This window comes from Sphingomonas sp. AAP5, from assembly GCF_004354345.1.
GTDB classification, from domain to species: Bacteria; Pseudomonadota; Alphaproteobacteria; order Sphingomonadales; family Sphingomonadaceae; genus Sphingomonas; species Sphingomonas glacialis.
This window is the reverse complement of record NZ_CP037913.1, coordinates 2,176,500-2,202,886: the sequence shown is the minus strand read 5'-3', so window position 1 is coordinate 2,202,886 and position 26,387 is coordinate 2,176,500. Positions and strand designations below refer to the sequence as shown.

Annotated in this window: 25 protein-coding genes and 1 tRNA gene; 5 read left to right on the top strand and 21 right to left on the bottom strand. The window is 65.1% G+C overall.

The features are described 5' to 3' along the window. Positions 1-66 precede the first annotated feature (66 nt). On the top strand, positions 67-396 hold the full coding sequence (locus E2E30_RS10180; protein WP_133189484.1) for a hypothetical protein: 330 nt from the start codon (positions 67-69) through the stop codon (positions 394-396). Here the strand turns inward: E2E30_RS10180 and E2E30_RS10175 are convergent. Further along, entirely contained in the window at positions 323-3,385 is a 3,063-nt protein-coding gene (locus E2E30_RS10175) for an efflux RND transporter permease subunit (RefSeq protein ID WP_133189482.1), read from the bottom strand. The two genes, E2E30_RS10180 and E2E30_RS10175, sit on opposite strands and share 74 nt — an antisense overlap. Next, positions 3,382-4,071, bottom strand: coding sequence for an efflux RND transporter periplasmic adaptor subunit (locus E2E30_RS10170; RefSeq protein WP_133189480.1), 690 nt, complete (start codon positions 4,069-4,071; stop codon positions 3,382-3,384). The genes E2E30_RS10175 and E2E30_RS10170 overlap by 4 nt, the downstream gene beginning before the upstream one ends. On the opposite strand from E2E30_RS10170, the gene E2E30_RS21005 reads away from it, so the two are divergent. Continuing rightward, on the top strand, positions 4,052-4,519 hold the full coding sequence (locus E2E30_RS21005; protein ID WP_240698906.1) for a hypothetical protein: 468 nt from the start codon (positions 4,052-4,054) through the stop codon (positions 4,517-4,519). The two genes, E2E30_RS10170 and E2E30_RS21005, sit on opposite strands and share 20 nt — an antisense overlap. A 102-nt stretch (positions 4,520-4,621) precedes the next feature. On the opposite strand, the gene E2E30_RS10160 is transcribed toward E2E30_RS21005, so the two are convergent. The 14 genes from E2E30_RS10160 to E2E30_RS10095 form a co-directional block, all read right to left on the bottom strand. Continuing rightward, a complete protein-coding gene (locus E2E30_RS10160; RefSeq protein ID WP_133189478.1) occupies positions 4,622-5,077 on the bottom strand; it encodes a DUF2141 domain-containing protein in 456 nt (151 codons plus the stop codon). Further along, entirely contained in the window at positions 5,074-5,520 is a 447-nt protein-coding gene (locus E2E30_RS10155) for a hypothetical protein (protein ID WP_133189476.1), read from the bottom strand. The genes E2E30_RS10160 and E2E30_RS10155 overlap by 4 nt, the downstream gene beginning before the upstream one ends. A gap of 2 nt (positions 5,521-5,522) precedes the next feature. Then, complete coding sequence (locus E2E30_RS10150) at positions 5,523-5,810, bottom strand: 4Fe-4S dicluster domain-containing protein (protein ID WP_133189474.1); 288 nt, start codon at positions 5,808-5,810, stop codon at positions 5,523-5,525. After that, on the bottom strand, positions 5,803-7,650 hold the full coding sequence (locus E2E30_RS10145; protein WP_133189472.1) for an NAD(P)-binding domain-containing protein: 1,848 nt from the start codon (positions 7,648-7,650) through the stop codon (positions 5,803-5,805). Before E2E30_RS10145 ends, E2E30_RS10150 begins: the two co-directional genes overlap by 8 nt. 5 nt (positions 7,651-7,655) lie before the next feature. After that, a complete protein-coding gene (locus E2E30_RS10140; protein ID WP_165954496.1) occupies positions 7,656-8,804 on the bottom strand; it encodes a type III polyketide synthase in 1,149 nt (382 codons plus the stop codon). Next, positions 8,798-9,880, bottom strand: a complete 1,083-nt coding sequence (locus E2E30_RS10135) for a MupA/Atu3671 family FMN-dependent luciferase-like monooxygenase (protein ID WP_133189468.1) — start codon at positions 9,878-9,880, stop codon at positions 8,798-8,800. The genes E2E30_RS10140 and E2E30_RS10135 overlap by 7 nt, the downstream gene beginning before the upstream one ends. Next, entirely contained in the window at positions 9,877-11,934 is a 2,058-nt protein-coding gene (locus E2E30_RS10130) for an AMP-binding protein (RefSeq protein ID WP_133189466.1), read from the bottom strand. Before E2E30_RS10130 ends, E2E30_RS10135 begins: the two co-directional genes overlap by 4 nt. Then, the gene (locus tag E2E30_RS10125) at positions 11,934-12,152 is read right to left on the bottom strand and encodes a hypothetical protein (protein WP_133189464.1); all 219 of its coding nucleotides are present in this window, start codon (positions 12,150-12,152) and stop codon (positions 11,934-11,936) included. Before E2E30_RS10125 ends, E2E30_RS10130 begins: the two co-directional genes overlap by 1 nt. Positions 12,153-12,208: 56 nt before the next feature. Continuing rightward, complete coding sequence (locus E2E30_RS10120; RefSeq protein WP_133189462.1) at positions 12,209-12,733, bottom strand: hypothetical protein; 525 nt, start codon at positions 12,731-12,733, stop codon at positions 12,209-12,211. Between the two features lie 513 nt (positions 12,734-13,246). Then, a tRNA-Glu gene (locus tag E2E30_RS10115) sits at positions 13,247-13,321 on the bottom strand. Between the two features lie 79 nt (positions 13,322-13,400). After that, positions 13,401-15,164, bottom strand: a complete 1,764-nt coding sequence (gene recJ / locus E2E30_RS10110) for a single-stranded-DNA-specific exonuclease RecJ (RefSeq protein ID WP_133189460.1) — start codon at positions 15,162-15,164, stop codon at positions 13,401-13,403. Positions 15,165-15,228: 64 nt separating this feature from the next. After that, on the bottom strand, positions 15,229-15,909 hold the full coding sequence (locus E2E30_RS10105; protein ID WP_133189458.1) for a prolyl hydroxylase family protein: 681 nt from the start codon (positions 15,907-15,909) through the stop codon (positions 15,229-15,231). Between the two features lie 85 nt (positions 15,910-15,994). Beyond that, positions 15,995-17,050 (bottom strand): RcnB family protein, encoded by a 1,056-nt coding sequence (locus E2E30_RS10100; protein WP_206365553.1) that lies wholly within the window; start codon positions 17,048-17,050, stop codon positions 15,995-15,997. Between the two features lie 111 nt (positions 17,051-17,161). Beyond that, positions 17,162-17,701, bottom strand: coding sequence for a (2Fe-2S)-binding protein (locus tag E2E30_RS10095; protein WP_133189456.1), 540 nt, complete (start codon positions 17,699-17,701; stop codon positions 17,162-17,164). Between the two features lie 170 nt (positions 17,702-17,871). Between E2E30_RS10095 and E2E30_RS10090 the strand changes: the two genes are divergently transcribed. Continuing rightward, positions 17,872-18,669 carry a DODA-type extradiol aromatic ring-opening family dioxygenase gene (locus E2E30_RS10090; RefSeq protein WP_133189454.1) on the top strand — a complete coding sequence of 266 codons (798 nt, stop codon included), beginning with the start codon at positions 17,872-17,874 and terminating at the stop codon, positions 18,667-18,669. Between the two features lie 35 nt (positions 18,670-18,704). Here E2E30_RS10090 and E2E30_RS10085 read toward each other — a convergent pair whose 3' ends face one another. Then, entirely contained in the window at positions 18,705-18,887 is a 183-nt protein-coding gene (locus E2E30_RS10085) for a hypothetical protein (protein WP_133189452.1), read from the bottom strand. Positions 18,888-18,990: 103 nt separating this feature from the next. Then, positions 18,991-19,752 carry a class II aldolase/adducin family protein gene (locus tag E2E30_RS10080; RefSeq protein WP_133189450.1) on the bottom strand — a complete coding sequence of 254 codons (762 nt, stop codon included), beginning with the start codon at positions 19,750-19,752 and terminating at the stop codon, positions 18,991-18,993. 138 nt (positions 19,753-19,890) lie between these two features. On the opposite strand from E2E30_RS10080, the gene E2E30_RS10075 reads away from it, so the two are divergent. Beyond that, positions 19,891-21,177, top strand: a complete 1,287-nt coding sequence (locus E2E30_RS10075; protein WP_133189448.1) for a sugar MFS transporter — start codon at positions 19,891-19,893, stop codon at positions 21,175-21,177. On the opposite strand, the gene E2E30_RS10070 is transcribed toward E2E30_RS10075, so the two are convergent. From E2E30_RS10070 to E2E30_RS10060, 3 genes are all read right to left on the bottom strand, one after another. After that, positions 21,174-22,301 carry a CaiB/BaiF CoA transferase family protein gene (locus tag E2E30_RS10070; protein WP_133189446.1) on the bottom strand — a complete coding sequence of 376 codons (1,128 nt, stop codon included), beginning with the start codon at positions 22,299-22,301 and terminating at the stop codon, positions 21,174-21,176. The two genes, E2E30_RS10075 and E2E30_RS10070, sit on opposite strands and share 4 nt — an antisense overlap. Before the next feature lie 105 nt (positions 22,302-22,406). Then, positions 22,407-23,591 (bottom strand): acyl-CoA dehydrogenase, encoded by a 1,185-nt coding sequence (locus E2E30_RS10065; protein ID WP_133189444.1) that lies wholly within the window; start codon positions 23,589-23,591, stop codon positions 22,407-22,409. Between the two features lie 108 nt (positions 23,592-23,699). Then, complete coding sequence (locus tag E2E30_RS10060; RefSeq protein ID WP_133189442.1) at positions 23,700-24,956, bottom strand: TetR/AcrR family transcriptional regulator; 1,257 nt, start codon at positions 24,954-24,956, stop codon at positions 23,700-23,702. Between the two features lie 144 nt (positions 24,957-25,100). On the opposite strand from E2E30_RS10060, the gene E2E30_RS10055 reads away from it, so the two are divergent. Further along, positions 25,101-26,378: an acyl-CoA dehydrogenase family protein gene (locus E2E30_RS10055; RefSeq protein ID WP_133189440.1), complete on the top strand. Its 1,278-nt coding sequence runs from the start codon at positions 25,101-25,103 to the stop codon at positions 26,376-26,378. Positions 26,379-26,387 lie beyond the last annotated feature (9 nt).

The window sequence follows — 26,387 nt, the reverse complement described above, 5'->3', positions numbered from 1 at the left end:
CGGCGCCAGCGAGCCGCGCGGCAACCGCGCCCGTGCCCCACTCGCGACAGCGCGGTCGCTCCCCAAGTGGCGACGACAGCGCCCGTCGCCGAAGGCACGCTGACCGACATCGTGCCGGTCGCTGTTACCGCGATCTCGGACGGCACGCCGATCAACCGCAACGTCGCTACCGTGACCGACCTCACGCGCCTCGCGCCGAGCCTGACCGCCCCTACCGGCGCTGTACCGACCAACACTTCGCTCGACATCGGCATCGACGACGCCGTGGATCATTGCAATCTGGTGCGTGCCGTCACCTTCTGCATTAGGATGACTCAGCGCTCTATGCGATTGGCGCTGCTGCTAAGCGTTTGGCTTCTTCGCCGCGGATGGCGAGCAGATACATCACCGGCGTGACGATCCGGCTGAGGAAGGTCGAGCTGATCAGCCCGCCGATGATCACCCACGCCAGCGGTGAATACAGCGACGATCCCCCGAGCGCCAACGGGAGCAAGCCGCCGATGGCGGTGACCGAGGTCAGCAGCACCGGGAGGAAGCGGATCTCGCCCGCCTTCTCTATCGCTTCGCGGAGCGGCATCCCGCGTGCGCGCAGTTGCGTGGTGAAATCGACCAGCAGGATCGAATTCTTGATCTCGATCCCGATCAACGCGACGAAGCCGATGATCGCGAGGAACGACAGCGAATTGCCCGTCAACAGCATCGCCACCAGCCCGCCGACGGTGCCGAGCGGAATCACCCCCGCCACCACCATCGTCTCGCGGAAACGCCCGAATTCGAGCACCAGCACGCCGAAAATCCCGAAGGTCGCGAGCAGGATGATCGGCCCAAGCCCGGAGAAATTGCGCCGCGCCGCCTCCGCCTCGCCACCGATGCCGAAGCTGTAGCCGGCTGGCAGGTCGATCTTTGCCAGCCGTTGCGTCACCGCAGTGTTGAGGTTGGAGGTCAACACGCCTGGCTGGTTGTACGCGGTGATCGTGACGGTGCGCTGCAATTTGTAGCGCGTGATCAGCGGCGGCACGCTCTTCAGCTTGGGGGATGCGATTTCGAGCAAGGGGATGCTGCCGCCGGCGAGTGTCGGCACATAGATGCTCGAAAGCGCCGAGACCGGCTGGTTCGTCGCCATCGGGAGGCGGACGGTGACGGGCCAGGTATCGCCTTCATTGTCGCGCAACCGGCTCGCTTGCTCGCCGCTGATCGCGAGCCGAACCGCACGCCGCGCTTCTCCCGGCGCAACGCCGAGCAGACTGGCCTTCGCGGCATCGAGCCCGAGATCCATGTCGACCCGGTCGAACGCAAAGGGATTGTCGATATCCCGCAAGCCCCGAATTTGTGTCAGCGCCGCACCGACCCGGTCTGACAGCGTTTTCAGCACCGCGAGATCGGGTCCGCTGATCCGCACCGCGACGGGGGCTTCGACCGGCGGGCCATTTTCGAAATTGACCAAGGTCACGCGCGCATCGGGATAGGCGGCGAGTGTGGTCCGCAGGCGTTTCAACAGCTTGGGGCTTTCGCGCACGTCCCAATCCTGCATCGTCACGAAGATATCGCCGTAGCGCGCACGCTCCTCGCGCGGGAAGATGTTGTAGAAGATTTGCGGATTGCCGCGCCCGGCATTTTCCATGACGTTGGCCACCACCCGCTCGCGCCGGAGGATCGCCGCGACCTGCGCCACGGCGCGGTTGGTCGCGGTGATCGTGCTGCCCTCGGGCGTTTCGACGCGAACGATGAAATACGGCGTCTCGGCGGCGGGAAACAGGCTGAAGCCCAGCACCGGGACGAGCGCGAACGCACCGACACACACCGCCATCGCCGCCCAGAACCACGTGCGCGGCCGATCGAGCGCACGGTGGAGGATCGGCGCGTAAATGCGGTGGATCCCCGCCATGATCCAGCGCAGGAGCGCATTGCCCGCGCCGGCGTGCGGGCGCAGCAGCTTGCTCGCGACGAATGGGATGATCGTCAGCGACACGAGCAGCGAACTCGCCACCGTGACGAGCACCGCCATCGGCAACCCGCGCACGAAATCGCCGGCCCCCTCGGGCAGGAAGGTCAGGGGCAGGAAGGCGAAGAGCAGCACGCCGGTCGCGCCCATCACTGCCGCCGTGATTTCGTTGGTGCCGTTGATCGCGGCATCGGTTGGCGTGTCGCCGTCGCGCAGATGGCGCTCGATATTCTCGGTCACCACGATCGAATCGTCGACCAGCAGTCCGAGCGAGATGATGAACCCTGAAATGCTGATCTGGTTGAGCGAATAGCCGAGCAAGGCGAGCAGCAGGACGCCCATCGCCAGGCTCAAGGGTATCGAGATCGCGACGATCAGCGACGGGCGGAATCCGAGCGGCAGGATCGTCACCAGCACCAGCGCCAGCGCGATCGCGAAATCGCGCGCGAGTTGTGCCAGTTTGCGCTGGATGTCGTTGCTTTGGTCGAAGCCGATCTCGAGCTTCAGATCGGGCGGCAATTGCGTGCGGACTCTCCCGATCGCCGCAACGAGATCGTTGCGCAACGTCCCCGCATCGGCCTCATCCTTCTGCCGCACGGTCACGAACAAGGCGCGGTGTCCGTTGAAGCGCGCGATATGCGTCTGCTCGGCCTCGCTCCAATCGACGGTCGCGATGTCGCCGACGCGCACCAGCCGACCATCACCCGCGCGTACCGGGACCGCGCGGATCGCCTCGACATCACGGTAGGCGCCGCCCGCATCGAGATTGTAGCGCCGACCTGCAGAGTTCAGCGTGCCGGCTGGCAAATCGACCCCGCCCTGCTGGATCGCGGTGGCAACAGCGGAGGCAGCGATGCGGGCCTCGGCCAGCCGCCCCGCATCGATCGCGACGCGCACCTCGGGGCTGGCCGCGCCGTCGATGCTGGTCGAGCGCACGCCGCGAACGACGTTCAGCCGGTCGCGCATGTCCTCGGCGAACTTCGCCATGCGGCGCCAGCTCGCGGTGTCGCTGACCAAGGCGAGCTGCAACACCCCCGCCTCGGTCGTACGCGGGCGGCGGAAGGCGATGCGTTGAATCCCCTGTGGCAAGCGGTCGCGCACCGATTGCACTTCGCGCACGACGCGGTCGAGCGATTGTTCGGCGTCGGTGCCATGTTCGAAATTGACCGAGATGACCGCCGTGCCATCAGTGCTGGTCGAGCGAATCTCGTCGATCTTGTCGAGGCCCTGCAGCACGTCCTCGAGCGGCTTGGCGATGGTCTCCTCCATATCGGCGGCGTCGGCCCCGGGGAGGATGACCGTCACCACCACGGTCGGGATCGGAAAATGCGGATCGACCGAGCGCGGTATTGCGAGGAACGCCGATACGCCCAGCAATGCGAGCAGCACGAAGGCGACCAACGTCACCTGCCAGCGCCGCACCGCAAAGGCAGTCAGGTTCATCGGGCGGGGCCGAGCGGCGCGACCTTCATGCCGTCGGTCAGCCGGTCGACGCGCGACAGCGCGACCCATTCGCCGGGCTTGATGCCGCCGGTCACGCCAATGCCCGCGTCATTCGCCTCGCCAATGTGGATCTTGCGCAAATGCACCCGCGACGTGGCGAGATCGACGACATAGACCAGCGCCTCGCCCGCGCGCGGGCCGAACACCGCGCTCGGCGGCACCGCGAGCGTGGTCGCACCGACGCCGTTTGCGGTGATCCTGGCATTGCCGATCTGGCCCGACCGCAAGCGCTTGTCGTCGGGCAGTGCGATCTCGACCGCGAAGGTGCCGGTCGCCCGATCGGCGCGCCCCGCTATCTCGATCACCCGCCCGACGATCACAGCATCGTCGAGCGCGGCAAGCGTGGTTTGCGCCGCCGCGCCGAGCGTGAGACGCGCGGCATCCCGGTCCGACACCGGCAAACGCAGCACATAGCCGCTCGCTTCCTCGCCGATCACCAGCACTGGCGTGCCCGCGGCAACGACTTGCCCCGGCTCGGCGAGCCGCGCGAGCACGGTGCCGGGGCCGGGCGCGGCGATCGTCGCATTCGCGCGCTGGAACCCCGCCGCACGGACTTGCGCCTCGGCCGCGAGCAGCGCGGCGCGCGCGCTTTCGAGGCGTGGCCGCGTGATCCAGCCTTGCTGCATCAATCCGTCGCTCCGCGCATATTCCGCGCGCGCGCGCGCGCTCGCGCTCGGCGGTCGCGCGTGTCAGATCGGCGGCGACCGTCGTGGTATCGAGCGCGGCGAGGATCTGCCCGCGCCGAACGGTGTCGCCTTCATTGACGCCGAGCCGCGCGATCCGGCCCGCGCTGGTGAAGCCGAGCGAGGTCTCGCGGCGGAGTGCCACTGTGCCGACCCCGGCAACGGTCGGCGCAATCGCGGTGCCACCGATTTGTGCAATCCGCACCTGCGGGACCTGCGGGACATCGTTTTCGACGGCTCGAGTCCCACACGCACTCACCACGGCACACAGGACAAGGCTGAAAAACCTTCGCGTGTAAGCCCCATGTGCCCGATGCAGTCCCGCGCGGTTCGTCGTCAGACAAAAAATCAATCGTCTCCTTTGCCGCAAGTGGGCGATAGGAACAAATAATCGATCAGAATCAGTAATATGCTAAAAACTAGATCCATATTTATGAACTGACACTCGGGGCCGCAAATCTTGCGAAAGATACGACGGTTTTATCCGATCAGTCTATCTCTGATTGAGACGAATTTGAATATAGGTCGGGTCATTGCCAACCATGAAACGCGCTTGCGCGAAGTCGGGAGGTTTCATCCAGACTTTGGGATTGTTGCTCCAGCCAAGCCCTTCCTTGGGCAGGACGCCAAGCGTCATATCGAGCTTCTGGTTGCTGTTTTCATCATGAAAGGCGGTGATCGCGGCCGGGCCGGTTTCGACGCCTTGAAAGACGCAGGTTGCCGTTCTGCCCGATAGTGTTCCGATGATCCGCTTGGCTGCCAGTTCGGGCTGGCGGGGAAAGCCCTGGGCCGAGCGGAACAGCGTGCAGTGCATCTGGCCGGTTCCGGTTTTCAGGTTTGATATCGTCACGACGATGCTGGAACGCGCGGGCTCCTGCGCTGCACCTGTAGACGGGGCGGTTGCGGTGGCGGCTGCGACAGCGAGCAAAGCAAAGGTTTTCATCTTCATGACTCTTTCCTAGTCTCAGGGCGAGTGTTGCGCTGCCGGTGGAGCAAGTCCGGCTTGCCGCGCGTGTCGAGGATCACCGCACCCAGAAACAGGGCCATGCCGGCAAGCGCGGCAATCGCCCCCAGCTTGAAGACCCAATCCAAGTCCGAACCCAGCGCACGCAGAGCGTGGGCGAGGGGTAGCACCAGCCCGCCGCAACCCGACATCAGGAGATTGAGGAACGACCAGCGCGGCCGGGCTGGCGAATGGCGGTAATAGCCCCCCATCAAGGCGAGCGTGACCCAGCCGAGCAAGTTAAGATGCGCGTGTGCGGCGATCAGGGTATAGTCATCCCTCAGGCCCATCAGCGCGCCGACGCCCATGCCGCCCAGGCCGCACAGTGCTGCCAAGCAGAAGAAATATTGCGAGATGCGGCGCTGTCCGCCGTCAGTGTTCGATGGCATCGTTACCGCCCTCCATCGGACAAGAAATAGATCGCCTGTTCCGGGCAGACGGCTTCGCACATGCGGCAGCCGCGGCAGGCGGACGGATCGACCAGCACGGCCTGTTGCCAGCCATGGGCATAGCCCTTTAGGATTCCCCGCAGCGAAAGCCCTTGCCGTGCGACCTTGGGCAGCGGCGCCACCACAAGCGCGTCCCACGGGCATGCAGGCACGCAGGCGGCTTTGCCTTCGCAGCGGTTGCGGTCGATAATCGGCCGGTGCGCGCTTTGGTCCGCGTTCGGGTCAGTCATGGACCAACCCCCGCCGTTCGGCTTTCAAAACGCGGCGATAAGCCAGTTTGTTAACCATCAACACATCCTTGCTGCTGGAGTCACGGTCGAGACGATAGCCACCCTTGGACAGGAGATCGAACGCTGTGCGGCGTGCCTTGCTGGCGGTCAGGTATGTCGCAATCAACTGCGCCTGCCACTCGAAGACGCGCCAGTGCGCGCCGATGGGATGGATCAATCCAACGAAGAAGAGCGTCGGTTCATCTCGATGGAAGATCTGCCGCCGCAGCGCGCTTTTACGCTCCGGGTCAGTCGGCTGATGCTTGGGATCGAGGAAAGGGAAATCGGCGCGATACCCGGTACTGCACACGATCAAGTCGATGGCATCGCGGTTTCCATCTGCAAAGGTGACGTGTCCGTCATCAAGCGCCGCCACCGGCCCGCGATGGATGATGTCGCCGATCGCGTAGAAGGTATAGACTCGCTGATCCATGGTGGGCGGTGGCGGGCTGTCATCTATTGTGTACGGTGGGATCCCTAAACTGGCATTTGTCGCGCCGGAAACGCGAAGCACCGTTTCGGACATCAGCGCGATCATTCGAAACATGCTGGTCAATGGTAAGCGCGCCAGCAGCGCACCGATCAATGGCGGCGGCGATTCCATCATCGCTTCGGTAGGGTGACCCATGAAAAACCGGGGTGTGCAAATGAAGCCGCGGCGCGTGCTATGGTAGACGGCTTTCGCGACCGCCGCAGCGTCGCACAGCACATCCATGGCGGACTGGCCCGCACCGATCACGAGCACGCGCTTCCCGGCGACCGTCTCGGGGCCGGTATAGTCTTTCGAATGGAGAATTCGCCCGGCGAACGGGCCTTTAAGATCCGGCATCCGCGGGGTGTCGTGGTGGCCGCTGGCGACGATCAAATGGCTGAACCGGTCTTGCGTGCCGTCGGTAAAATGCAGTTGCCAGCCGCCCGCGTCGCGGCGTGCGCTTTCAAGCGCGCGTCCGCACTGGACATGATCGCGCAAGCCGCACGATTCCGCATAGTCTTGCAGATAGGACAGTACGAGATCGTGGCGCGGATAGGTCGGAAAGGCGTCGGGCATCGGCCGATCCGAAAAAGCCTGTGCCGATTTGGGCGAAACAAGGTGCGTGTTGCGCGCGACGCCGCTGCCACTGTCGGCGCGCCACAATCCGCCAATATCCGGCCGCCGTTCGAATACGGTGATCGCCACATCGGCATCCAGCAGCGCCTTGGCGGCGGCCAGTCCGGCGGCACCCGCACCGACGATAGCCACATGTCGCTCGGTCTCGGGACTGTGGAGGTCGGCGCGCGCGACCCGCGCGCCGGCGAGCGCCGATTCTTCGACCGCGCGCCGTCCAGAAAGGAGGATTGCCTCCAGCACGCCAAACGCCAGCGCCGTCATCCACGCGCCATGGATCATCGGGACGGCCGCAATCTCGATCATCACGCCGAGCCAGTTGGGATGGCGCACCACCGCATAGATGCCGCCGGTCTCCGCTGCCTCGCCTGGCTTCACGATCGTCGGCAACGTCCAGCGCGACCCGAGGCGGACCATCGCCAAAACGCGCAGGCCGAGCGCGATCAAGGCCATGCAGATCGCCACACGGTCGATCGAGCGATCAAAGGCGCGGTTCAGCCAGTGCACTTCCGCGAGCATCGCGACGATCCAGCCGCACCTGAGCGCAATGTTGGCCCGGCCGATCCCGCTGGCATCGACATTGACCGCGCCGTGCGCCAGCCGACGCACGACATTATGTCGGCTATACAAAGCCAACCCGATGAGCTGGGCCGCCGTCACTGCAACCACGACGTCGAACAGGGCAAGCGGCGCCATGGCGGTCAGTGCCAGTGGACTAGCGTGGCTTCTTGCGAGAATCCTGGACCCATTGCGACGAGCAGCCCGTTGCGGTTCGTGGGTCGGTCGCCGCCGCGCATGATGCGATCCAGCATGACCAATACGGTGGCCGAAGAGATGTTGCCCAAGTCCCGAAGGATATCGCGGCTCGGGCGCATCATCGCTTCCGACAGCTTGAACGCGTGTTCTGCGGCGTCCATGATTTTGGGACCGCCGGGGTGAAGCGTCCAATGGTCGATATCTGCGACGGCCAGATTCGATTCAGCCAGCATCGGCAGGATGACATCGGCCAACGCCTCCCCGACAAAGGTCTTGACCTCGGGCCGCAGGATGTTGCGCATGCCTTCGTCGATATAGTCCAGCCCCATGATGTGCGCCGTATCCGGCACCCAGTTTGAGCGATTGTCGATGACGGACAGCACGGCCCGGTCGGCCAGTGGATGTTCATCTCCCACCAGCATCACTGCACCCGACCCGTCACCAAACAGCGCCGCCGTGACAATCGCCATGACGATTTCGCCATAGAGCTGAGGCTCGCCTTCGAGGCGCGTAATCATCTTTTGAAGATCCGCTTGAACCGAACCCTGCCAGAGGCCGGACGACAGTTCGCAAGATATCAGGATCGCCGCCTCGTCGGGATGACCCGCGAGATAGTCTGCCACGCGATTGATGCCGGCAACTCCCGCCATGCACCCAAGGCCGGCTAGCGGCATCCGCCGCGTGCTTCTTCCGAAATCGATCCGGTTCATCAGCCGGGCTTCAATGCTGGGGACGGCGGGCGTCAGGGTGACGGAAGCGATCAGCGAAATGTCGCGCGGGCAAAGTCCGGTATCGGCGAGCAATGTTCGGACGTTCGTCTCGGAATGGGCCACGCACGCCTCGACTGCGCTAGCGGCCGAATGCGCGATGGTCGGCGGCGCGCAGAAATTGCTGACGCTGAATTCAAAATGCCGTCCGTCGACGCGCACGTTGGCAAAAAGACTTGCGACAAGCTGCCGTGAGAAATCGAGATTGTGCTTGTCGAGGAACGCCACAATCGTCTCGGCGAGTTCCGCCTGAGTGTAATAGGTCGCTGGGAGAGAACTGGCGGACGCGACGATATGCGCCTTAGGTCGGGTGGGCGGCTTCAGCATGAAAGAACCTCCTCGGGTGGGGACGTATCTGCTTGATCCAGGAGGTGGTTCTGCACGGCGGCGATGCGGCTGATCCCGGCTAAGGCTGCGTCGGTCGCCACGCCAAAATCCACCAGACATGCAATCTCCGTCACGCCGATCGCGCGGAGCGCGTCGGCGCGGTCGGCGCACTCCTGCGGAGTTCCACACAGCGAGTGCGTCCGCACATAGCGTTCGAAGGCGAATTCGATGACTCGGTCGCGATCGGCATCGCTCAGTTCGTCAAATGCCGGAAATTGCTGTTTCCACAAATCGGTCGAGTCGCGCAGATACCCGAGCAGCGGCTGACGGACGGCGCGACGCACACCCTCCCGGCTCTCGCCGACATAGGTATGCAACATCAGCGTGACCTGCCCACGCCCGTCATGCCCGGCTTTCTCGCGTGCCTCGCGGTAGCAGGTGATTTTTTCGGCCAGCTCGGCTATGGTCTGAAACAGCAGCGCGGTCAGGACGTTGGCGCCCATCTCGCCGGCTTGTCGAAAGCGGTCGATCGACCCGGAGCATGTCAGCCAGAGCCCGAAACCATCCTGTACCGGCCTGGGAAAAGTTCGGACGTCGGCCACCCCACCGATACCGTTGCGGCGCGTTTGCGGGGTTCCCGCCCAAAGCGACGAAACGGTTTCGATCCCGTCGTGCAAATTTGCCAGGCGGCCGGCAAAGGCGTCTGGCATCAAAACGAAATCGTTCGGGTTCCAGCCCTGGCCGAACCCGAGATCGACTCGCCCGTCGGACAGATTGTCGACAACCGCCCATTCCTCGGCGATCCGGATCGGATCGTTGAGCGGCAGAATGACGCTGCCCGCACGAATGCGCAGCCGGCTGGTGACCGCGGCCACTGCCGCGCCGACCACCGCCGGGTTCGGGAAAGCGCCGCCAAAGCGGTGGAAATGGCGTTCCGGCAGCCAGACGGCCAAGAGCCCTTGCTGATCGGCCAGGCGGCAGGCGTCCATCAGAAAGCTGTAAATCCCGTCGGGACTTTTGACGCCATCGCTGGCGAAGAACATGAGGCTGAACCGCATGGTCGCGCCGCTGCTCACGCGTTTTCGATCAACTGTCCGACGCCCCGGATGGAGACGCCGTCGAAATAATGCTCGACCTCAATTTCGACCCCGAATTTTGCGCTGATTTCGTGGGTCAGTTGCAGTTGCGAAAGCGAATCGATCCCCAGGTCGATAATCGGCGTGTCGCATCGCACCAGATCCCGGTCGATCTTGAGATTGCGCGCCACCAATTCGAGCAGCCACGCCTCGGTCTCTGACCGGGGGTGTATCGCCGCGTCTGCATCTGCCGCCAGAAGTTCGGTCGTCGTACGAGGGAGTGCCAAACGGTCATCAAAGGTCAGGCAATCGAATTCCCCGTCGGCGTGCATGTCACTTGCGCGGGACCGTTGAACCTTGCCGCTGCTTGTCCGGGGCAGCGCGCGGGGCCGGACCAGTCCGACCGCAATACCGGCAAGCTGGAATTCCGATGAAAGCGCGCTGCGCATCGCCGCGACAATGTCTGCCGAGTCTATTTTGTTCAGCATTTCGCGCCGGATCTCGGCAATAAGAATGATATCCAGCGGGTTGGACGGCTCAGCTTGGAAGGCGATGACACCGCTTGGCTCGATCGCGGGATGCGAGCGCCACGCGGCTTCTTCCAGATCCTGCGGATGATAATTGAGCCCGCGCACGATGATCAGGTCCTTGATCCGCCCGGTGACGAACAACTGCCCATCCGAGACGAAGCCGAGGTCTCCGGTCCGCAGATAGCGCTTGGGTTCGCCGTCGTGGTTGTTCAGCATGGCGAACGGCTGGGGCTGGTCGGGCGCGTCGGCGGCATTCGCGACCCAATAGCCCGGTGTGACGCTCGGTCCCGACACCCAGATTTCCCCGCAGCGGTTCTGCGGCAATCGCTCTTCCGTCGCCGGATCGGCAATCACCAGATCATGGCCCGAAATAACGCTGCCACAGCTCACAAAGGGCTGAATTCCAGCGGCGCTGCGCGTCCTAAACACCACGCGCCCGTGTTTGAGGCCGGTCTTGTCGACGTAACGGACGGCTGCCTGATCTTGCACCGGCACACCCGTTACCATCAACGCGCTTTCGGCGAGGCCGTAACAGGGGAGGAACGCCTTGCGGCTGAACCCGCACTCCGCGAATTTCTCGCAAAAGGCTTCGAGGACCGCGCTCCTGACCGGCTCCGCCCCGTTGGTCGCGACGCGCCATCCCGACAGGTCGAGATCGGCGATCACGGCTGGGCCAATTCGGTCAACGCAATGTTGATAGGCGAAATTCGGCCCACCGCTATAGCGCGCTTTCGTTTCGACGATGGCCTGAAGCCAACGGGCCGGATTGCGCACGAACTCGGTTGGCGCCATGAAATATAGGGTAACGCCGGAATACAGCGATCCCAACACCATGCCGATCAAACCCATGTCATGGTACATGGGCAGCCAGCTGACGGCTGTTTCGCCGGAAGTTGCACCCATATGGCTGGTGATGGCCGCGACATTGGCCAGCAGGTTCGCATGGGTCAGGACCACGCCCTTTGGCGCGCTGGTCGATCCCGACGTATATTGCAGCAGCGCGATTTCGTGTGGCGTCGCGACCCATTCCCCGACATCGGCGCCGAACTCTGTATCGACGGCGACGAGCCGGTCTGGCGATAGCGAAAGTCCCCCGAATTTGGAGACGATTCGGTGGTGCACCGCCGTGCTGGCCAGCACCCACGACGCCTCGCAATGCGTGATGATGCGCCGAGCGGTCAAAGCATCGCGTTGCGGCGGATAAGCGGGAACCGGGATCGCGCCTATCCACTGGCAAGCCAGAAAGCTGGCGATGAAATCTAGGCTGGAGGGAAAGAGCAGAACAACCCGCTCGCCGTGCCGTACGCCAATCGACTGGAGACCGGCACCGATGGACCCAGCACGCGAGCGGAGCGCTCCATAGGACAGCGCGCCAGCCACCTGACCATCCTGCAAATGGACGAAGGCGCGCGTATCCGGCCGCTCTTCCGCCAGGATCCTCAACCGCTCGAGGATGGTCTGTGCAACCGTAACGCCGCTAGCGGGCGTCGACAGCGACGGTGCAGGAATGATGGCGGTGCGCATCAAGTCTGCGTCGCGTTAGCGGTGCTAGCGAACCCGCCGATCGCGACGGTTTGCCAAATTTCTGGTAACGTCTGGCGACGCGCGTTCCGCAGTTCGATGTTGTGTTGCCTGCGGCGATCCACCGCCTCGGTGATGGAGCAGAGGGTATCCCAATTTTCGAGAATGTCGGGCCGAATACTATAATTACGGAACGCCGTAAAAATATAAGAGTTCTTCATACCCCCTCCCGACTAAATAAATTACGGCAATAGAGATTCATAAATATCGATTTACATCAAATACGATTTATAAATTTGTATAATTCAAATAAATGTATTTGATCGTTCGTAGTAATTAAAAGAAGCATATGCATATTCTGATTGGTGAGCAATAATTCTAGGTAATAAATGCAGGTAACTAAGGCGATTCTGGTTATAATTCGTACGCCTTCGAGCCAAAATGGATTTTTATAGCGGCTGGTGACCCTGTCGGCATCCCTTCGGCATAACGAAGCCGGTTTCGGCACTCGTCGGGCGGAAACAGATCGACACGGTGACCTATGCGGTCCCAGCGGCCGGAGCGGTTTTTTTGCCTTGGAGATGGCCATCTCGATCGGTTTCAGACCGGACGAGTAGCGCAGGAGGAAGCGCGACGTCGCGCCTTTGTCGACGATGATCTGTGCGATCTCGGTGTCCTTACGGCTCGAAACGCGGAGGCATCTGACGATGTCACCGCCTTGGAGCGCGGGAACCAGATACTGCCAGGCGTAGTCCAGCAAGACCGCCCGGCTCATCGGTTGACCGACGATCAGCAGTGTCACGATGCCCTTGCGGTCGAGCCCGGCAAGACGGCCGTGATCCTCCGATCGCCAACGAGCGCGAAGCCATTGATGCGCTGCCCTTTGCGCACCTGGCCCTAGCTAGTATCGGAGCATGCTGATCGTGACGCCTGTTTCGTCGCGGAAGATCAGCCGCCTACCGGCAATCATCGACGCAACGTCGCGCCCTACGGTGCGGGCATCTGCCGCATCAGACCGGAACTGCTCCCGTCGTGGACGCCTTTCGCCAATTCCGCGCTGCGTATGAAACCGGCTGAGCCGCTCGGCATCGGCCGCGACGCAGCACCCGCCGCCGCCCTTCGGTCGACGCCCGCGGAGCGCTGGCGCAGCACCTATGCCGGAGACCGTCGAGTGTTTGACCCTGATCGAAGAAGGGCAACCAATCGTCCAGATAGGCCCGAGGCAGTCCAGTCGCGCCGACACAAAGGGTGAAACCAAAACGCGGATGCGGATCTCGCCGCACCGTCACAAGGCCCAACGATTTTGGTTTGGCGATGGTGACCCCTACGGGAATCGAACCCGTGCTTCAGCCGTGAAAGGGCCGCGTCCTAACCGCTAGACGAAGGGGCCATGCCGGCGTCGCCGGTTGGTTGGAGGCGGTTAGGGAAACTCGCCGCGCCGGTCAAGCCATCTCTTGCACGAAATCGCCTCAATCGGCCCAGGCCGCGTCGTCGATGTGCAATTCGGCGGCCGGGCGCGAGCCCCAATCGTCGATCTTGGCGCGGCCCGCGAGCCACAGGCGGCGGTGCGGCGCGGCGCCGAGCAGCGCCTGGCCGAGCGGGGTGTCGGCCTGGCGGAAGGCGACGGCCTTGAGCGACCCCCCGCCATCGCCCGCGACGATCGCGCGGACATGGCCGTTGCCGACGACATCGGCCTTGATGATCCGCACCGGCCCGGCGACGACGCGCGGCTGCGGCCAGCCCATGCCGTAGGGACCGCCGAGCTCCATCGCGGTGACGAGATCGGGGGTGACCCCGCCCGCGGTCAGCACTGCGTCGAGCAGCAGCGCGCGGTCGCCCATCGCGCGCGCGACCGCGGCTTCGAGTCGCTCGCTGAGGAAGGCCGCGAAGGCATCGACTTGGTCTTCGGCGATCGTCAGCCCGGCCGCCATCGCGTGACCGCCACCCGCGACGAGCAGGCCTTGCTCCTTCGCCGCGAGCACGGCAGCGCCGAGGTCGACGCCGCTGATCGAACGGCCCGAGCCCTTGCCGAGCCCCGCATCGTCGAGCGCGATGACGAGGGCAGGGCGGCCGTATTTCTCCTTCAAGCGTCCCGCGACGATGCCGATCACGCCGGGGTGCCAGCCATGCCCAGCGACGACGAGCACCGCGCGGTTGCTCTGATTGAGCGCGATCAGTTCGGCGGCTTCCTGGACGATGCCTTCGATCGCGCGGCGTTCCTCGTTCAAGCGGTCGAGCTCGACCGCGATTCGCTCGGCCTCGGCCGGGTCGCGCGTCGTGAGCAAGCGGACGCCGAGATCGGACTTGCCGACCCGTCCGCCCGCGTTGATCCGCGGGCCGAGCGCGAAGCCGAGATCGGTGCTGGTCGGCGCGCGCGTCAGGCGCGACGCGGTGATCAGTGCGTTGAGCCCGATGTTGCGGCGCTGCGCCATCACCTTGAGCCCCTGCGCGACGAAGGCGCGGTTCAGCCCGCGCAGGGCGGCGACGTCGGCGACGGTGCCGAGCGCGACGAGATCGAGCAGATCGAGCAATTTGGGTTCGGGGCGATCGGCGAAATAGCCGCGGCCGCGCAGCGTGCGGATCAACGCCGCGCCGAGCAGGAAGGCGACGCCGACCGCGGCGAGATGGCCGTGCTCGGCGCCCTCGGTCTCATCGAGCCGGTTGGGATTGACGAGCGCGTGCGCGTGCGGGAGCGCGGCGGCGCATTTGTGGTGATCGACGACCAGTACATCGACGCCTGCATCGCGCGCCGTGGCGAGCGCGTCGAACGCCTGCGCGCCGCAATCGACGGTGACGATCAGCGTCGCGCCTTCGTCCTTGAGGCGCACCAGCGCTGCGCCGGTCGGGCCATAGCCCTCGAGCATCCGGTCGGGAATGTACGGCCGCGCCTCGAGCCCGAGATCGCGCAGCAGCAGGATCATCAGCGCGGCCGAAGTCGCGCCGTCGACGTCGTAATCGCCGAAGATCGCGAGCTGCTCGCCCGCCTGCACCGCATCGGCGAGCCGGTCGGCGGCGCGGTCCATGTCGCGGAAGATCGACGGGTCGGGCATGAAGCCGCGGATGCTCGGCGCCTTGTGCGCGTCGAGCGCGTCGCGCGGGCAACCGCGCGCGAGCAGCAATTGCGTGACGAGATCGTCGGGCGCGAAGCCGGGGTCGCGCGCGTCGGTCTCGAGCATGCGCCAGCGCCAGGGCTGGCCGAGGATCGAATGGCTGATGTTGAGGACGGTGTTCATTGCCCGCCCTCCTACGCGCTTGGCGGAGGAGCGCAAATCGGAGCGGTCAGCGCAAAGGCTGGGGTCAGGCCTTGATCCACTTCCCCTCGCGAAACCATTTGGTCACGATGTACTTGGTGCCGCTCACCACGGGCATGCCCTCGTGGAGTGTCTCGGTGTTGCGGCTACCGTCGCGGTTCATGTTGTTCCAGGCGAGCAGCAGGCCCTTCTTCGGCGCGACGCGGATGCCAATCTGCGGGAACCAGGTCGCGCCGCCCTCCTCGACATGGTTGAGATAGATCATCGCGGTCCAGGTGCGTTGCCCGCCGGTCTCGATCATCTGCGGCCAATAGGCCTGCTTTTCGTTGAAATAATCGAAATGCGCGCGGAAATGCTGGCCGACGGCGTAGCGTTGGCCCTGCATCGTCTCGCCTTGCACCGGATCGATCCCGAGCAGGTGCGCGATCGCCTCGTCGGTCGGGCGGACGTCGGGCGACCAGCGGTCCATGTCGCAGCTTTCGCTCGTGCGGAACTCCTGGATGTTCTCCTCGGCGAGCACGGTCGAGCGGCGCTTGTTGGCGTCGATCATCGCGACGAGCGCGTCGCAGGTGGCGGCGTCGAGGAAATCGGGGTGCTGATAGATTTGCGCGCCGTTGACCGCGAAGCGCTTGACCGCGGGATTGGCATCGAGCCGCGCCCCGACGGTTTCGCCGAACTGGCGGCGCAGCGGCGAGGCGCCGTTGGGTTTCCTTGCAAAGAGAGCCATGCGCGCGACTTTGCCGCGGGCGGCTCAAAAAACAAGGGGTCCGCAAGCGGCGAGCCTGCGGACCCCGAGGTCGGTCTTCCGGGTATTACCAGAAGATGTCGTACACCGTGTCGACGACATAGCCGGTGCGGATGTCGACCAGCAGCGCGTCGTTGTAATAGCGCACCCAGCGATACGGACCGTAGGCCGGCGGCAGGCGGTAGTAATCGGCGTCTTCGATCCAGTAATTCTGGTTGAACAGCACCGAGCTCAGCGAGAAGCCAACCGAGAAGCGACGATACCCGCCCGACCAGCCCGACGGCGCATAGTAGCGCGGGAGGCGATAGAGATTGCGGTTCTGGGTGCGATAGCTGTTGTAATTGTAGCGGTTGTCGCGCCGCCAATCGCGGTTCCACCCACCGCGATTGTCATTGCGGTCATAGCCGCCGCCATAGCCGCCGCCGCCATATCCGACGCCATTGCCACGATTGTAGCCACGATCGCCGAAGCGCCCGTCATTGCCACGGAAATCCCCGCCGCGCTGCTGCCCGTCGAACGCAGGGCGCCCGTCGCGTGGGCCACTTTCGAAACCGGGGCGACCATCGCGCTGGCCGCGGTTGAAATCCGGGCGGCCGTCGCGCTGACCACCGTTGACGTCGGGGCGACCATCGCGCTGCCCACGGTTGAAATCCGGACGGCCGTCGCGCTGGCTGCCGTTGAAATCGGGGCGGCCTTCGCGTTGCTCGCGCTCGAAGCCGGGGCGGCCGTCGCGCTGCCCGCCGGGGAAACCGGGCTGGCCAGCTTGCACCTGCGGCGGGACAGCTTGCGGCTGGCCGCGATACTCGCCGCGTCCGCCGAAGTCGCGCCCACCGCCGCCCTGGCGATCGGGGCGCTGCTGCTGCTGTGGCTGTGGCTGAGCCTGGACCGGAGCCTGGATCTGGACCGGCTGCTGCATCTGCCCCTGCGGGCGCTGCCAGTTCATGCGGCCTTCGGCACCCGGTATCGCCTGGCGCTCGGGGCGGCCTTCGCCCTGTCCCTCCTGCAGGCCGCGCCGCCCTTGACCGTCGCCGCGGTTTGGCCGATCGCCAGCATCCTGCGCCATCGCGGTGGCGGGGATCAACGCAGAAGCCGCCATGATCGCGGCGAGCAAAGACTTGCGCATCGATACTTCCTTATCTTCGTCCGGAAAGCATTTCCGGTCGTTAAACGCGGTATACTCTGCGCGCGATGAGCCGTGGCTGAATTGCGATGACAGCGTTGCGAAAGCTTTGGCTCATCTTGGCGGGGTCAGTGCTGGAACTTCGCGCGCTGCGTCGGCGGGCGTGATGGCAGGGCGCGGCGGTGCAGCAATCGTCTCGTCGCCGCGCTGGACGCTGGCGGCGAGCAGGATCGCCTCGACCAGTCGTGGATAGATGCCGCAGCGGCACAGATTGGTGATCCCGGCGCGAATATCGTCCTCGCTCGGGTTGCGATTCTTCTTCAGCAGAGCCGACGCGGCCATGATGATGCCGGGGATACAAAAGCCGCATTGCGTGACGTTCTTGTCGAGGAACGCCATTTGCACCGGGTGCGTGCGATCACGCGACAGGCCCTCGATCGTGGTGACATAGCTCCCTTCGATCGCGCCGATCGTACGCTGGCACGATCGCACCGCCTCGCCGTCGATATCGACGGTGCAGGCACCGCAGTCGCCGGTGCCGCAGCCATATTTGGTGCCGGTCAGGTTCGATGCGTCGCGCAACGCCCAGAGCAGCGGGGTGTTGGGATCGATCCGGTACTGGACCGGCTGATTATTGACGGTGAAGCGCGTCATGCGTGGCCTCCACGGCGGTGGCGCAAGCGTGGGGCAGGGGCGTGTGGCCAGGACATGCGACGACCATGCCCGCGCGCGACCAGCCCGGCAAGCACGCGGCGAACACCGCGAAACGCGCCGTTTCCGGCTACGCGATTGTCGGTGCGGACGGCGCGCCCGATATAGCGGGGATGAAACTTCCAACGCTCTTCATTCCGCATGGCGGTGGCCCGTGCTTTTTCATGGATCCAGCCGGCGGCCCGCCCGACCCGATGTGGCGCCCGATGCAGGCGTATCTTGCCGGATTGATCGCATCGCTGCCCGAGCGGCCGCGCGCGATCCTGCTCGTGTCGGGACATTGGGAGACGCCCGAACTCGCGATCAACACCGGCGACGGGCATCCGCTCGATTACGACTATTTCGGCTTCCCGCCGCATACCTATCGGCTCGACTGGCCGTCGCACGGCGATCCTGCGCTCGCGCAGCGCGTGAGCGCGCTGCTCGCCGACGCAGGGATTGCGCATCACGGCGAGGAGCGCGGCTGGGACCACGGCGTGTTCATCCCGATGATGGTTGCGGTGCCAGGTGCCGACATCCCGCTCGTCCAACTCTCATTGCGCGCCGATCTCGATCCGGCGGGACATATCGCGATCGGTCGGGCGCTCGCACCGCTGCGCGACGAGGGCGTGCTGATCGTCGGATCGGGGATGAGCTTCCACAATCTGCGCGCGCGCGGGCCCCAGGTCACGCCGATCGCCGCGGCATGGGATGTCGCACTGACCGCGGCGGTGACCGATCCCGATCCGGTGGCGCGCGCCGCGCGCGTCGCCGCCTGGGACACGCTGCCCAACGCCCGCTTCGCGCATCCCGAGGCCGAGCATCTGCTGCCGCTGATGGTCGCGCTCGGTGCTGGCGGTGAGGATGCGGCGATCTGCGATTACCGCGATGTCGTGATGGGGTGGGCGGTGTCGGGCTATCGCTTCGGATGAGGCGTGCGGGGCGGCGTTGCGCCGCCCCGCGACGATCAGGCGGGCTTCGCGCCGGGCGTGCCGCACTTGGCGAACTTGCCGTTCAACCGGCACTTGGTCGCGACCGGCTTGGCGGGCGGGCACTTCATGAAGCGGCCCTTGGCGTCCTTGCACGGCGCCGCCATGACGGGTGTCGAGGCGAGCGAAAGCGTAGCAGCGACAAGCAGGATCTTGAGCATTCTTGGTCTCCACACGGTAAGGCCCGACCGAGGTTAGGCGCGTGCCCGTGGGAGGCAAGAGTGCTATAACAGGTTATTGATTAGATTGGCTTTGCTGCGAGAATCAAGCACGCCAGCCGGTGTCGATCTTGTCGACCAGCCGCACCATCGCCGCGAAATCGGCAGCGCCCGCGCCGCCCGGGACTTGCGCCATGTGCAGATCGCGCTGGTGGACCGCCACGACGTCGGGCGTCACTTCGATCGGCGTTCCCATCGACATTGTGGCGATCTGGATCTCGCACGCGCGCTGGAGCGACCAATGCTTGATGAACGCCTCGGGCAGCGTCTTGCCCATCACCAGGATGCCGTGATTCTTGAGCAGCATCACGCGCTTGTTGCCGAGATGCTCGAGCAGCCGCGCGCCTTCCTCGTCGCGGACCGTCACGCCCTCGAAGTCGTGATAGGCGATCTGCCCGGCAAAATTACACGCGTAGAAATTGGTCGCGCGCAGCCCGCCCTCGAGCGAACTGACCGCCATCCCGGCCGTGGTGTGGGTGTGCATGATGCAATGCGCGTCGGGCAAGTGGCGGTGGAACAGCGCGTGCTGGACGAAGCCCGCGCGGTTGACGGGGTAGGGGCTGTCGTCGAGCTTGTTGCCGTCGATGTCGATCTTGACGAGGCTCGACGCCGTCACCTCGCTGAAGTGCAGCCCGAACGGGTTGATCAGGAAGGCGCCGTCCTCGCCCGGGATCTTGAGCGTGATGTGGTTGTAGATCATCTCCGACCAGCCGAGCATCGCGAAGACCCGGTAACAGGCGGCGAGCTCCTGGCGCGCTTCCCATTCGGCTTCGGACATCTGCACGCGGTCGACAGCGGCGGTAGCCATGGCGGACTCTCCTGATCCGGATTGTTCTAGGCGCCGGGTATCGCATGGCATTCTGCGGATTGCCAGACCGGGCGTCGGCGGGGCAAGGGAGGCTACGAGAGAGACTGGCGGCGCAAGCGGCCGATTAGGGGATCGCATATGCACATAGAGGCCGCCACGACGCCGCACGGCACCGACGAAATCGCCACCAAGGGGATCAACGCGCCCGACCTGCAGGTCTTCGTGTTCGCCCTGTTCTTCATCTTCGGCGGCATCACCAGCCTCAACGACGTGATCATCCCCAAGCTCAAGGACCTGTTCACGCTGAGCTATGCGCAGGCGCTGCTCGTGCAATCGGCGTTTTTCGCGGCCTATTTCGTCTTCTCGATCCCCGCCGCGGCGATCGTGCGCAAGGCCGGCTATATGCGCTCGGCCTCGATCGGCTTGCTGACGATGACCGCGGGCTGCCTGCTGTTCGTGCCGGCATCGCAGTCGGGCACGTTCGCGGTGTTCCTGCTCGCGCTGTTCGTGCTCGCGGCGGGGATCACGATGGTGCAAGTCGTCGCCAACCCGCTGATCTCGCTGCTCGGGCCGCCCAAGACCGCGTCGAGCCGGTTGACCTTCGCGCAGGCGTTCAACTCGCTCGGCACGACGATCTTCCCGTATGTCGGTTCGATCGTGATCCTCGGCTCGCTCGCGAGGATCGATCCCAAGACGCTGACCGGCGCTGCGCTCGACGCCTATCGCACCGCCGAGACGCAGACCGTCGTGCACACCTATATCGGGCTCGCGGTCGCGCTGGTGATCGTCGCGGCCGTCGTGTGGACGCGCCGCAACCGGCTGCAGACCGCGGTCGATGACCAGGGCAGCATCGTCAAGGCGTTCGGGCTGCTCCGCCTGCCGCGCTTTGGTTTCGGCACGCTGTGCATCTTCCTCTATGTCGGCGCCGAAGTTGCGATCGGCTCGCTGATCGTCAGCTATCTGACGCAGGCCGACACGCTGGCGCTCGGTGCCGAGGCGGCGGGCAAGCATGTGCCGTTCTACTGGGGCGGCGCGCTGGTCGGGCGCTTCATCGGGGCAGCCGTGCTGCGCTACGTCTCGCCGGGCAAGGTGCTCGCCGGCGTCGCGATCGCCGGGATCGCGCTGATCGCGCTGTCGACGCACACCACCGGGCTCGTCTCGGGCTGGTCGCTGCTCGCGATCGGGCTGACCAATTCGATCATGTTCCCGACGATCTTCAGCCTGGCGAGCGAAGGCCTCGGCAAGCGCGCGGCCGAGGGGTCGGGCGTGCTGGCGATGGCGATCGTCGGTGGCGCGATCATCCCGCCGCTGACCGGCCTGATCGCCGATCAGAGCGGGCTGCGCTTCGCCATGATCCTGCCGGCGGCCTGCTATGCGATCATCGCCTGCTACGGCGTCTTCGCGCGCAAGCCGGTGGTCGCCTAACCGAGCAGCGCCTCGATCTCGGCCGGAGCGAAGCCCGCTTCGGCCAGGATCGCGGCGCCGTCCTGCGCGCCAGCCATGCGCGGGGCCACGGTTTCGCTGACCGAATAGCGCGGGGCGGGGGCGGGCTGCGTCACGCCGCCCGCGGTCACGAATGCACCGCGGGAGACGTTGTGCGGATGCGCGGCGGCTTCCTCGAACCCCAGCACGGGCGCGACGCACGCCTCGTGCCCCTCGAACGCCGCGACCCATGCGTCGCGGCTGCGCTGCTTGAAGCGATACGCCAGTTCCTGCTTGAGCCGCGGCCAGACGGCCGGCGCAAATTGCGCGTCCCATTCGGCGCCGTCGAGGTGCATCACGCGGCGCAGCGCGGCGTAGAATTGCGGTTCGATCGCGCCGACCGCGATCCATTTGCCGTCGGCGGTCTCATAGGTGTCGTAGAAATGCGCGCCGCCGTCGAGCAAATGGGTGCCGCGCGCGCCGCTCCACTGGCCCATGCCGCGAAACCCCCAGATCATGCTGGCGAGCACCGCCGATCCTTCGGTCATCGCGCAATCGACGACCTGGCCCGTGCCGCTCGCCTGCGCCTGCAGGATCGCCGCGAGCATCCCGAACGCGAGCATCATCCCGCCACCGCCGAAATCGCCTGCAAGGTTGATCGGCGCGGTCGGCTTGCGGCCTGCTTCGCCGAGTGCGTGGAGCGTGCCCGAGATCGCGATATAATCGATGTCGTGGCCGGGTTCGTGGGCGAGCGGGCCGCTTTGCCCCCAGCCGGTCATGCGGCCATAGACGAGCCGCGGATTATCGCCGATCAGCACGTCGGGCCCGAGGCCGAGGCGCTCCATCACGCCCGGACGGAAGCCCTCGATCAGCCCGTCGCACGTCCCCGCCAGGCGGCGCACCGCCGCGACCGCTTCGGGCTGCTTGAGATCGAGCGCAATCGTCCGGCGCGAGCGGAGTAGCGGGTCGCGCGTCGGATCGGTCAGCCCCGGCGGGCCGGGACGTTCCACGCGGATCACCTCGGCGCCGTGGTCGGCCAGCATCATTCCACAGAACGGGCCGGGCCCGATCCCCGCCATTTCGAGGATCCGCAGGCCGGTCAGGGGGGCTGATGCTCGGCCGTTCATCCTATCCTCCGTCAGTCCCGCAAAGGCGGGAATCCCGCTTCTTTCCGCCGCTAGAAGAAGCGGGACCCCCGCTTGCGCGGGGGTGACGGGAAGGGCGGTATCCCATCAGAACGCCGCGATACCCGTAATGGCGCGACCGAGGATCAGCGCATGGACGTCGTGCGCGCCCTCGTACGTGTTGACCGTTTCCAGGTTCATCATGTGGCGCATGACCTGATATTCGCCCGAAATGCCGTTGCCGCCATGCATGTCGCGGCTCATCCGCGCGATATCGAGTGCCTTGCCGACATTGTTGCGCTTGACGATCGAGATCATCTCGGGCGCGAACTTGCCCGCGTCCATCAGGCGGCCGACGCGGAGCGACGCCTGTAGCCCGAGCGCGATCTCGGTCTCCATGTCCGCGAGTTTCTTCTGGTAGAGCTGGCGCCCGGCGAGCGGGGTGCCGAACTGGTTGCGGTCGAGCCCGTACTGGCGTGCGGCATGGAAGCAGAATTCGGCGGCGCCGAGCGCGCCCCAGCTGATCCCGTAGCGCGCGCGGTTGAGGCAGCCGAATGGACCCTTCAGCCCCTGGACGTCGGGGAGCAAGGCATCCTCGGACAGCTCGATTTCGTCCATCAGGATCATGCCGGTGATCGAGGCGCGCAGCGACAGCTTGCCCTCGATCTTGGGCGTGGCGAGGCCCTTGGCGCCCTTTTCGACGATGAAACCACGAATGCCGTCGCCGTGCGCTTCGGACTTCGCCCAGATGACGAACACGTCGGCGATCGGCGAATTGGAGATCCAGGTCTTGGCGCCCGACAGCAGATAGCCGCCGTCGATCTTCTTCGCGCGCGTCGTCATGCTTCCGGGGTCTGATCCGGCATCGGGTTCGGTCAGGCCGAAGCAGCCGATCCATTCGCCGCTCGCCAGCTTCGGCAGATATTTCCGCTTCTGCGCTTCCGAGCCATAAGCGAAGATCGGGTACATCACGAGGCTCGACTGCACCGACATCATCGAGCGATAGCCCGAATCGATCCGCTCGACTTCGCGCGCGACGAGGCCGTAGGCGACGTACGACGCGCCGACGCCGCCATATTCCTCGGGAACGGTCGGGCCGAGCAGGCCTTGCGCACCCATCTCGCGGAAGATCTCGGGATCGGTGGTTTCGTTCTGGAAGGCATCGACGATGCGCGGGGCGAGCTTGTCCTGCGCATAGGCGCGCGCAGAGTCGCGGATCATCCGCTCGTCATCTTCGAGCTGATCGTCGAGGAAGAAGGGGTCTGCCCAATCGAAACGCGCCATGTCGGCCATGTCAGGTCCTTTGATTTCCACGTCGCCCCGGCGGAGGCCGGGGCCGCTGGATTATGACGCGAAGATCGTGCCCAAACCCAGCGGCCCCGGCCTGCGCCGGGGTGACGACTATTGTTGTAAGATCCGGTCGTCGAACAAGCCGAACGCCAGAGTCGAGGCATAATATCCGATCGCGCGCTCGCGTGTCATCGTATGTGCCCATTTGCGCATGTCGAACGCCGCATTCTGCATCGCCATCAGCGCCTGCGCGGCGATCAGCGGATCGACCGGGCGGATCGAACCCTCGGCGATGCCGTCGCTCATCGTGCCCGCGAAGCGGCGCGCGATACGGTTCGAACGGTCGACCATCTGCGTGCGCGATTCGCTCGGCAGGCCCGACAGCGCCGTGGTGCGCAGCAGTGGCCCACGTTCGGAAAACTGGACGTCGAGCAAGGTCGCGATCGTCCCCGACAGGCGCTCCCAATGGCTCCCGCCGCGCTCGTCGGCGAGCCGCTGCGCGTCGGCGACGGTATCGAGGCTACGCTTGTAGCACGCGAGCACCAGATCGTCCTTGGCATCGAGATGGTGGTAGAAGCTGCCCTTGGTGACGTTGAGCTCGGACGCGATCTTCTGCACCGAAGCCCCACGATAGCCGAGCTGGTTGATCAACCGCGTCGCCGCCAGGAGGAACGCCTCGCGCCCGGGCTCGGGCTCGTCATGCGCCAGGTCGATCAGCTCGGGATCCCAGGTCGCTTTCGGCCCGGCAATGCCGTGGGCGAACACGTCCATCAGCCGTTCCTCGATCCGCGGATATTGATCGGGATCATAGCGCGTCAGCCAGATCGGCAGCCAGAAGGTGTTCTCGAGCAGCACATGCGCGCGCCCGCCGTGAAGATCGGTCTGCGCGCGGTTGGCGGCGGGGCCCCACAGGCTGCGCGTCTTGCGGAACACCTCGCGCCAGCCCGCCATCAGCCGGCCGAGCACGGGCTCCTCCATCGCGCGCAGGTCGGACAGGATCGCGAACGCGGTCTCTTCGCCGCGCTGGATCCGGGTGAGCCGGATCATGTTGAGCGAGAGGTATTTCGCGACGCGCGCTTGCGGCGTCGGCTCGAGCAGCGATTCGTCGAGCATCGCCAGCAGCTTTTCGAGCGTGTACTCGAAGCAGGCGGCGGCGAGGTCTTCCTTGCGCTTGAAATAATAGGTTACGCTCGTCGTGTTGAGCCCGACACGGCGCGCGACATCGGCGAAGGTCATGCCCTTGGCGCTCTGTTCGTTGATCGCTTCGGCCGCTGCAGCGAGGATCGCGTCGCGCTTGGCGCGGAAGCGCTTGGTGCTGGTGTCGGAGTCCAGGCTCTCGGCGGTCGGAATGGTGTCGTTGGCCTCCATGCGGCAATCTGTAACATCATCTTTTAGAAGAAACAGTCCCTTTCGTGCGCGCCGGCAATGCGTGGCTTTTCCACGCCAAAGACGCTTTACCGAAAACGCGGTACGGTATACCCAGCCTCCCAACGACCCGATTGGAGAGAGCAGATGGACTTCAGCTTCAGCGACCGCGAGATCTATTTCAGGGATCGTGTGAAGGGGTTCATCGACCAGCAGATCCGTCCGCGCCAGGCCGAATATGACGAGCAGCACCATAGCGGCGAGCGCTGGAAGGTCATTCCGGTGATCGAGGAGATGAAGGAAAAGACCAAGGCGGCCGGCCTGTGGAATTTCTTCATGCCGCCGCATTCGGGGCAGAGCCATGTCGATGATTCGTTCGTCTTCGAAGGCACGCAGCTCACCAATCTCGAATATGCGTTATGCGCCGAGGAGATGGGCAAGGTCGGTTGGGCGAGCGAGTGCTTCAACTGTTCGGCCCCCGACACCGGCAATATGGAGGTGCTCCACCGCTACGGCACGCTCGAGCAGAAGGAGCGCTGGCTGCGCCCGCTGATGAACGGCGAGATCCGTTCGGCCTTCCTGATGACCGAGCCCGCGGTCGCTTCGTCCGACGCGACCAATATCGAAACCTCGATCGTGCGCGATGGCGACGAATACGTCATCAACGGCACGAAATGGTGGTCGTCGGGCGTCGGCGATCCGCGCTGCAGAATCGCGATCACGATGGGCAAGACCAACCCCGACGCCTCGCGCCACAGCCAGCAGAGCCAGATCCTCGTGCCGATGGATGCGCCCGGCGTGACGATCAAGCGGATGCTGTCGGTCTATGGCTATGACCATGCACCGCACGGCCATGGCGAGGTCGTGCTCGAAAATGTCCGCGTTCCCGTCGAGAACATCCTGCTCGGCGAGGGCCGCGGGTTCGAGATCGCGCAGGGGCGCTTGGGGCCGGGCCGCATCCATCACTGCATGCGCACGATCGGCGTCGCCGAGACGGGCATCGAGGCGATGGCCAAGCGGCTGCTGAGCCGCGTCGCGTTCGGCAAGCGGATCGCCGATCAGTCGGTGTGGGAGGAGCGCATCGCGCGCGCGCGCATCGACATCGAGATGACGCGGCTGCTCTGCCTCAAGGCCGCCGACATGATGGACAGAGCGGGCAACAAGTCGGCGCAGCAAGAGATCGCGATGATCAAGGTGCAGGCGCCCAACATGGCGCTCAAGATCCTCGACGATGCGATCCAGGCGCATGGCGGTGGCGGTGTCTCGGGCGATTTCGCGCTGGCGCATGATTGGGCCGCGATGCGCACGCTGCGCTTCGCCGATGGGCCGGACGAAGTGCACAACCGGGCGATCGCGCGCAACGAGTTCGGCAAGTACGCGGATTTGCCGGCGGCGGTCGCAGCGAAGGACGCGGTGCGGCGCTAAACCAACCGT